This window comes from Streptomyces sp. NPDC057486 (assembly GCF_042802415.1).
In the GTDB taxonomy this organism is placed as follows: domain Bacteria; phylum Actinomycetota; class Actinomycetes; order Streptomycetales; family Streptomycetaceae; genus Streptomyces; species Streptomyces yanii.
The window spans coordinates 26979-33500 of the sequence record NZ_JBHVEE010000110.1; the positions used below are offsets into that span (position 1 = coordinate 26979).

A 6522-nucleotide genomic window follows, 5' to 3' on the forward strand; every position below is an offset into this window, starting at 1 on the left:
CGGGCGGTTGAGCTGCACGAGCGCGGCATCGGCTTCACATCACTGCACGAGAACCCGGACACCATCACCCCCGGCGGCCGGCTCGCCTTCCACGTCTTCGCCGACCGGACACGGCGAAGCCCGGCGGACGCACGGGGCGGCCGTCGGGCTTCGTGGTGGCTGCGTCGGGGAACTGTCTCAGGCCGCGAAGACCTCGACGAGCGACCAGATCGCCAGCCCCAGCATGCAGAGCCCACCGATGCGCTGCACCGTCTTGAGCGGCACCCGCTTGGCGATGAAGCGCCCGGCGATCAGCGCCAGCGCCGAGACGGACATCAGGGCGGCCGCGGATCCGATGGCCGTGGACCAGGTGCCGTTGCTGGCGGCCAGGTTGGCCGTGGTGATCTGGGTGAGGTCACCCCATTCGCTGATGAACACCGCCATGAACGCGGTCGAGTAGACCGGCCAGAAGCCGGTCACGGTCCTGGTTTCGCTCTCCTCGTCGCCGTCGTCGCCCCCGGCGCGCAGCAGCATGAACGCGCCGAACGCGAAGAGGGCCGCCGAGACGAGCTTGACGATCCAGTCGGGCAGCAGCCCGATCAGACCGCCGGCGCCGACGGCGATCGCGACATGCACGAGAAATGCGGATGAGGTGCCGAACCAGACGTAGAGCGGCCGCATGCGCGTGCCCATGGCCAGCGAGGCGAACATGGTCTTGTCGGGGAGCTCCGCGAGGAAGATCAGCCCGAAGGCGGTGACGATCGCCAGGGGGTCGAGATGCATTCCGGGTGGCTTTCTGTGAGAGCCGGGCCCGGGCCTTTCCGCGAAGCGCCACTCGGGCTTTTCGGAGGACCACTCGGCCCGGCATGACTGCAGCGCCCACAGGGTGCGGGCGCGTCATACCTGACCGAAGGTCTCGCCCGCCCGTAATGCTCTACGAGCCCGGCCACCGGGAACCCGGGGGCTCCAGTGTGTCGACGACCGGTTTGCGGGGCTACTCCCCTTCGCAGCCACCCACCTTACCTCACCGGTTCACTCGGTTGACGCAAAAAGGGTGCAGGTGTTCGATTGTGGAGGGTGTCAGGGTCGTTACCGGCAAGGTTCGCCCCATGGGGAGCGTCGTCCGGTGCGTGCGATCCCAAGGCGGATTCGGCCGGCGCGGCGAGCGGGCGTGCTGGGCGGTGCGACCGGGCAGAGCCTGCCGGGAGAGGCACTGGATAGAGTCCCACGGTGATCATCCGCGCCATCACCCGGAGCGTTCCCGCATGAGCCGCCGCACGCGCAAGGCCGCCGCCCCCACCCGGGGCGCGCCCCGTCCCACCGTGAGCGTCTGCCGCGGCTGCTGCTGCGGTACGCCGAAGATCCCGGACGTGGACCATGCCGGACAGCTCGCCATGCTGCGCCGGTCACTCGGTGAGATCGCCACAGTACGCGCCGTCGAATGCCTGGACGCCTGCGAGCAGGCCAATGTGATCGTCGTGCAGCCGTCGGCCGAGGGCAGGAGGGCGGGCGGCCGCCCGCTCTGGCTCGGCCTGGTCAACGACCCGGACGCCGTCGCCGACATCGTCACCTGGGTCGAGGAGGGCGGCCCCGGCCTCGCGGACGCCCCCGACATTCTCGACCTCTACACGTTCCGGCCCTCGCGCCGCATCGCGCAGGAACTGGATCAGCCGTAGGGCTGTCCGCGAGGGCGAGGCGGCGCAGGCCGAACGGATGCTGCGGTCCGGCGGTTCGGCCCGCTCCACGGGGCCAGTCGAGGCGCGCCGCAGTGTGCCGGCGCGGAACAGGGCGCCGTCGACCGGCCGCGCACGCGTCCCGCACACCGCGCCCCGGGTGTCGTGTGCGACGTGAACGAGCGGCCCACCGGGCGTGATCGCCTCTCCCCGGGCAGGGCCGCCGTCCGTGCGGGCTCAGGCGCCGGTTCCCGTGCCTGCCTCGGCGGACAGCCGCGCGAGCAGCGACGGCAGCGCGGTCCCGATGGGCTCGCGGATCGTCTCCTGCGCCAGTTCGTCGTAAGGCGTCGGTTCGGCGTTCACCACGATCAGCCGTGCCCCGTGCTCGGCCGCGATCCCGGCCAGCGACGCGGCGGGCTGCACCTGCAGCGTCGTTCCGACCGCGATGAACACCTCGCACGCCTTCGCGATCGACATCGCCTCGCCCAGCACCACCGGATCGAGCCGCTCACCGAACATGACGGTCGCCGACTTCAGGATGCCGCCACAGACCGTGCACGCCGGGTCCGCCTCACCCGCCTCCACCCGGGTCAGCGCCGCCGCCATCGGTGAGCGGGCGTGGCAGCGGGTGCAGACCACCTGACGTGCGGTGCCGTGCAGTTCGAGGACCTTGCGTGCGGAGAGGCCTGCCAGCTGGTGCAGCCCGTCGACGTTCTGAGTGATCACCCGCACGGGGACCCCGGACCGCTCCAGGTCCGCCATGGCGCGGTGGGCGGCGTTCGGCTCGGCGCGCCAGGTCGCGCTGGTGCGGCGCATCTGCCAGGAGCGGCGGCGGATCTCCGGATCGGCCATGTAGAAGTCGTACGTGACGAGCTTCTCGGCCTCCGGGTCCTTCCGCCAGAGCCCGTTCGGCCCGCGGTAGTCGGGGATGCCGGAATCCGTGGAGATCCCGGCGCCGCTGAGGATCGCGACGAGAGTCATACGGCGAGCGTACGCAGCGGCGTCCGCCGACCGCGAGGTGATATCGGCCGTGTCAGGTCGGAGTACTTCCTTGCCGCCCCGGGCGAGGAGGATCCGTCCCTGGAGACCTGGTGTCGAACCCGGTGTCGTCCACGACCCACACCTACGGACGTACGACCGTCACCGCCCGGCGGGTCGCGACGGACCGTGTCCACCGGCCGGGCCGACGGCGTCATCCCTCCAACCGTCCACGACGCGCGACAAGTTCCTCCGCCTTCATACCGGCAGGGAACCACCGGACCCACGGCCTGCCCGGAGACGTGACACAGCGCTACCGGGCGGTGGGGAGGTTGAGCCCGGTGTAGACCTGGTTGAGGACGGTGGGCAGCAGGGCGTTGGCCGTGGTCCGGCCGTCCGGCGACAGGGTCAGGTTCGTCCAGATCACGAGCGTGACGTCGTTGTCCGGGTCGTGGCCCATGAAGGAGTTGAAGCCCGGGAGTTCACCGCCGTGGTAGTACATCGACGCGTTCGGGCCGAAGCGCTGGTAGGAGATGCCGTAGCCGTACTTCTGGCCGCCGGGCGTGGCCGGGTCCTCGGCCTGCGGGCTGTGGAGCCACCGCTGTTGGGATGCGGCGTTCAGGACCTTGCCCGTCACCAGTGACCGGATCCATGTGGACAGGTCCTCCGCGGTCGAGATGACTCCTCCGGCGGCGGTGGCGTAGGAGGGGTTCAGGTGGGTGTAGTCGATGGGCTGGAGCTTCCCTGTTCGTGCCGCTTCGCGCATCTCGGCGGGGTAGGGCTTGTCGGTCAGCGCATAGGCCGCTCCGCCGTACATGTAGCCGTGTGCGTAGGGCTCCGGGAGGGATCGGTCGTGGGCGTCCGGCAGTGACGTCCCCTTCATTCCGAGCGGGACGAACAGCCGGTCCCGCAATTGCTGGGCCAAGGGGCGGCCGCCGGCCTTCTCCGCGACCAGGCCCAGCAGGGCGTAGTTGGTGTTGCTGTACTCGTAGGACGCGCCGGGTGCGAAGTTCGGCGGGTGGCGGAACGCGATGGCCAGGACTTCCTGCGGGGTCCAGGCCTTCCCCGGGTCGGCGTCCAGAGCTGCCCCGAATTCGGGCGCACCGGTGTAGTCGTAGAGCCCGCTGCGCATCTTCAGCAGCTGGGCGATGGTGATGTTCCCGCCGTTGGGCACCCCCGCGACGTAGGCGGACACCGGATCGCTCAACCGGAGCTTGCCGTCCTGGGCGAGGAGGGTGATCAGCGCTGCCGTCATGGTCTTGGTGTTGGAGGCGATCCGGAAGTGGTCGCCCGTATCCGGAGGCCTGGCCGTGCCCAGCTCCGTCGTGCCCACGATCGCGCGGAAGGTCCCCTGCGGGGTGCGGAGCAGGACCACCGCGCCGGGCACCATGAGCGTTCTCGCCGCCCGGTCCACCGCGGCCTGGAAAGCGGCCGGATCGATCGGCTTCAGGGCTGACGGAACGGGGGAAGGGGCGGTCACCGTCGCGGCGGGAGCGGTCGACAGGTCCGCGGGCGTCGTGGCGGTCGAGCCGGGGGGAAGGGCACCCCCCGCGATCAAGAGGGCTAGGCACGGTGCCAGCAAAGCCGTGCGGCGTGCGGGGCGCGAGGTTCTGGGACGAACTCCTCCCAGGCGCGTGCCGTTCGGAGTGTCGTCAACCGCTGGGGAGGTCCTCATGCACTCATCACAGCCGTCGTGTTCTGCGGCCCGGTGCCGCTGCCAGGCGTGATGCGGCAGGACCCAACAACACCACTATGTGGGTGGAATCACCCAATTTTATCAGTTTTGTCCAGAGTTCGCCCGCGAGCGGCACGGAAGCGGGGCGCGAGGCCGGGGTCGGCTTTGCGGCCGCGCTTCCGGTGGCGCCGACGACTTCCCCAAGGGTATGACCCACTGTCAGAACAACGGGATGCAGAGGCACATGCTGCTGACAGGGGTGACTGACCGTAGTTCAGGAAGTCAGGAAGCGACGGGCCTGCCGTCCTCCAGCTCCACGGCGCCCGCCCCGGAGTCGAGCACCTCCAGCGCCGCCCGGACCCGGTGTCCGAGCGAACCGGGCAGATACCGGTCGAGTGCGCCGCGTTCCACCAGCTTCCAGGAGAGGAGCTCCTCCTCCTGCAGCCGGATCGCCGTCAAGTGCGCCTCGTCCAGGACGCCGCCGTCGTACAGGTACGCGGCGATCGGGGGCCGCTCGGGGCTGCGCGCCCAGTCGATCGCGAGCAGCCGTCCCGGCTCCAGATCGAGCCCGATCTCCTCGACCGTCTCGCGGCGCGCGGCCTGCCGCGGGGTCTCGCCCTCGTCGGACTCGATCGTGCCACCGGGCAGGGCCCAGCCGTCCCGGTAGTTCGGCTCGACGAGCAGCACTCGTCCTGCACCGTCCCGGAAGACAGTTGCCGCGGCGGCCAGCACCTTGGGCAGCCCTGCGATGTACGTGGCGTAGTCAGTGGTGGTCACGTGCGCAGCGTAATGGGGCCGGTGTGTCCGCCGTTCCGCAGGTCCAGGGCCCGGACACCCATGGGCAGAAGGCCGGTGCTCCGGATAGGGTCGGGGCGGCGCGACTGCCTGTTCGAAAGCAAGGGATGCAAGGTGACGGACGGAGCAGTGATGGAGACCGCCCGAGTGCTCGTCGCGGCGGACAAGTTCAAGGGCTCGCTCACAGCGGTACAGGTCGCGGAGCGGGTGACGGCCGGGCTGCGGCGGGTCGTACCCCAGGTGCAGGTCGAGACCCTGCCCGTGGCGGACGGCGGCGACGGCACGGTGGCGGCGGCCGTGGCCGCCGGATTCGAGCGACGCGAGGCGCGGGTGACCGGGCCGCGCGGGGAGACCGTGACCGCGGCGTACGCCCTGCGGGGCACCACCGCGGTGGTGGAGATGGCCGAGGCCTCGGGCCTCCAGCACCTTCCGGCGGGCGTGTTCGCCCCCCTGACGGCCACGACGTACGGCTCCGGCGAGCTGCTGGCCGCGGCGTTGGACGCGGGCGCCCGGACCATCGTGTTCGGGGTCGGCGGCAGTGCCACCACGGACGGCGGCGCGGGCATGCTCGCCGCACTCGGCGCCCGCTTCCTCGACGCGGACGGCAAGCCCGTCGGTCCCGGGGGCGGTGGCCTTGCGGCGCTGGCCGAGGCGGATCTGTCCGGCCTCGACCCGCGGTTGGCCGACGTGGACCTGATCCTCGCCAGCGACGTGGACAACCCGCTGACCGGCCCCAAGGGCGCCCCGGAGGTCTACGGGCGGCAGAAGGGCGCGACCGAGGACGACATCGCGACCCTCGACGCGGCACTCACCCACTACGCGTCCGTCCTGGGCCCGGACCACGCGAAACTGCCCGGGGCGGGTGCGGCAGGCGGTATCGGTTACGGGGCGCTGGTAGCTCTCGGCGCCCGGTTCCGCCCCGGCATCGAGGTCATGCTCGACGTCCTCGGCTTCGCCCCGGCGCTGGCCCGCGCCACGCTGGTGATCACGGGGGAGGGCTCGCTCGACGAGCAGACCCTGCACGGCAAGGCTCCGGCGGGCGTCGCGGCGGCGGCCCGCGCGGCGGGCCTGGAGGTAGTGGCGGTCTGCGGCCGCCTCGCGCTGCCCCCGGAGGCGCTGGGACACGCGGGCATCCGGCGCGCGTACGCGCTCACGGACCTGGAGCCGGACCCTGCCGTGTGCATGGCGCAGGCGGGACCACTGCTGGAGCGGGTGGCGGAGGGGATCGCGCGCGACTTCCTGTCGTGAGCAGAGCCCCTGTCGAGCTGAGGCGAGTCGAGCCGATCGGGCGGCCCGCCGCGGGCGGGGGGGGCCCCCCCGCGCGCCCCCCCCCGGGGGGGAAACTGGGGGCGCCCCGGGGCCCCCCCCCCCCCACACCAAAAACCAGAATGAGAAAAGAGAACCGGAGCCCGCCAAACAAAG

The 6522-nt window shown here is 71.4% G+C and carries 6 protein-coding genes; 2 read left to right on the forward strand and 4 right to left on the reverse strand.

Features of this window, described 5'->3' with window-relative positions:
* Positions 1–177 precede the first annotated feature (177 nt).
* The gene (locus tag ACFU6I_RS35730) at positions 178–762 is read right to left on the reverse strand and encodes a TMEM165/GDT1 family protein (RefSeq protein ID WP_384374652.1); all 585 of its coding nucleotides are present in this window, start codon (positions 760–762) and stop codon (positions 178–180) included.
* Between the two features lie 482 nt (positions 763–1244).
* Here ACFU6I_RS35730 and ACFU6I_RS35735 point away from each other — a divergent pair, with 482 nt between their 5' ends.
* Entirely contained in the window at positions 1245–1655 is a 411-nt protein-coding gene (locus ACFU6I_RS35735; protein ID WP_384374656.1) for a (2Fe-2S) ferredoxin domain-containing protein, read from the forward strand.
* A gap of 234 nt (positions 1656–1889) precedes the next feature.
* On the opposite strand, the gene ACFU6I_RS35740 is transcribed toward ACFU6I_RS35735, so the two are convergent.
* The 3 genes from ACFU6I_RS35740 to ACFU6I_RS35750 all read right to left on the reverse strand — a co-directional run bounded on the left by ACFU6I_RS35740 (position 1890) and on the right by ACFU6I_RS35750 (position 5082).
* A complete protein-coding gene (locus ACFU6I_RS35740) occupies positions 1890–2633 on the reverse strand; it encodes an NAD-dependent deacetylase (RefSeq protein ID WP_384374659.1) in 744 nt (247 codons plus the stop codon).
* A gap of 310 nt (positions 2634–2943) precedes the next feature.
* Complete coding sequence (locus ACFU6I_RS35745; RefSeq protein ID WP_384374662.1) at positions 2944–4110, reverse strand: serine hydrolase domain-containing protein; 1167 nt, start codon at positions 4108–4110, stop codon at positions 2944–2946.
* Positions 4111–4587: 477 nt separating this feature from the next.
* Positions 4588–5082 (reverse strand): NUDIX domain-containing protein, encoded by a 495-nt coding sequence (locus ACFU6I_RS35750; protein WP_384374665.1) that lies wholly within the window; start codon positions 5080–5082, stop codon positions 4588–4590.
* 150 nt (positions 5083–5232) lie between these two features.
* On the opposite strand from ACFU6I_RS35750, the gene ACFU6I_RS35755 reads away from it, so the two are divergent.
* On the forward strand, positions 5233–6348 hold the full coding sequence (locus ACFU6I_RS35755; protein ID WP_345511483.1) for a glycerate kinase: 1116 nt from the start codon (positions 5233–5235) through the stop codon (positions 6346–6348).
* The last annotated feature ends 174 nt before the right edge of the window (positions 6349–6522 follow it).